We start from the raw sequence: 1,823 nt of genomic DNA, 5'->3' as shown, positions 1-1,823 counted from the left end.
GTCCAGCGGTAAGATGTCAAGTCCCTGATTCGCGGTAATTGGAAATTCTTTTGATGGAAAATCGCTTTGAGTCAGGAAAAATGGCATCACGAAATAAACCCTGAGTAAAATCGAGTGATTTTTCCAGGATATACCTCGATTTTACTGGGAATTCCCAATGGGCTTCGCAGAAAGTAGGTGAGAAGCTTTAGGCGTTAGTCACCTTCCTCCGCGGCGTGTAGACTTGGTCGTTGCGTAGCAGCACATCGACCAGACGCACAAGTTTTCTTGCGGTTAAGACGAGGGCGCGTTTGTGTTGGTGCTTCGTGACTTCGTTGTATTTTTTCCGGTAGTACTCTCCGAATTCTGCGTCGCGGTTCTTTACCAAGTTGGCAGCTTCAACCAGGTAATAACGCAGAAACCGGTTGCCGGATTTAATACGGGACGTTTCTTCGGCTTCAAACTTGCCAGACTGATTCTTTCGCCAAGTAAGCCCAGCGTACTTCGCCAGAGCGGCTTGATCGTCAAAGCGATGGATGTCACCGATTTCGGCGATAATACCAGCGCTGTAGATCGGGCCGATACCGGGAATCGTCTTCAGGACGTTTTCACCGGGTAAGCCGGCGATAATGCGTTCAATCGCCTTGTCGAGCTCCTTGATTTGCTTCTGCGTACTTCGAATGGCTTCGATAGAAGTGCCCAGGATGATATCGATGGAGTCCTCGACGACTTTTGAGAGACGATAGGAAGCACGCGCGGCTTTCTGGATGCACCTCGCTACACCCTCCGGATCAGGGAATCGATTACGGCCCTTATCCTTGAGGTAGTCGGCTAAATCCGCCACATCCATCGAGCTGATCTCATCCAGGCTGTATTTCTCAAGGAGCAATTCAGTGATGGCATGGCCGAAGGCGGAGCTCTCCACCTCCGCGGAGAACGCACTGCACTTGTAGAACAGGTGCTGGAGAAAGTACTGCTTCTCTCGTGTCAGGTTGTGGACGAGGTGAAACCGCATGCGGGTCAGTCTTTGAAGAGCGATGTACTGCTCTTGGGCGACAACGGTCATCGGCAGCCTTCCAAAACGCAGCCTGTCTGCAATAATCCAGGCATCGATGCGGTCGTTCTTATCGAGGTCCACATAGGCTTCCTTGAACTTGCTAATGAGCTTCGGATTAATGGTAAATACCTTCGTATGCCGCTCGCTGAGAAGCTTGTCCTCATGCAGGAACATGGCGGGGTGCCAACTGTAAACCGATGTTGATTCCAGACCGATGTGAATCTCCGATGGCTTGATGCGGTCAGCGTGGGCAAGGATCTGATCCCGCAGGTGGCAGGCACCGTGGTAGTTGTTGAGCACCGTGAACGCTTGGAGGGTATCGCCGCCACTATCCATGATGCACACCTTTAAATCTTGCGAACTCACGTCAATCCCGACAAACAACTTCACGTGGGATTCCTCCTTTCTTTATGGGATTCAGGGACTGGACCTTTCGGGATGCCCCCAGCGCACTCGCCGTTCAATCACCCTCGCATATGAGAACTCACTTCGGTCCATGAGCTGCCTCGAAGCTGCTATCTTCGAGCATGGGTTGCCGAAGGGGACAGCCAGCGGGTTAGAAGTTCAAGCGAGAGCCGAGGAAGCAGACTTTAAGAGTAGTCGATGCTACAGGAGAGAGAAGGATTTCCCCGAATAACCCTAAGAATTATTATCTGGAAGCATCTCGAAAAGTCCAGTCCCAATTCAATTTTCAAAGAGCAAGCTGGAAATTTTGAAGGCGTCCTCCAGTCCCCTAGGGGACTGGAAATCGGCCAAGTAACTGCCTTCAAGAAATACTATACGAGGA

At 51.1% G+C, this 1,823-nt stretch carries 1 protein-coding gene; it reads right to left on the bottom strand.

Annotated elements, in window-relative coordinates:
- Positions 1-187: 187 nt before the first annotated feature.
- The gene (locus PVA01S_RS26285) at positions 188-1,426 is read right to left on the bottom strand and encodes an IS110 family RNA-guided transposase (RefSeq protein WP_127610828.1); all 1,239 of its coding nucleotides are present in this window, start codon (positions 1,424-1,426) and stop codon (positions 188-190) included.
- Between the last annotated feature and the right edge of the window lie 397 nt (positions 1,427-1,823).

It is taken from the genome of Paenibacillus validus NBRC 15382 (assembly GCF_004000985.1).
Classification (GTDB): domain Bacteria; phylum Bacillota; class Bacilli; order Paenibacillales; family NBRC-103111; genus Paenibacillus_G; species Paenibacillus_G validus.
The sequence above is the reverse complement of the archived record's forward strand: the minus strand, read 5'-3'. Positions and strand labels throughout refer to the sequence as shown.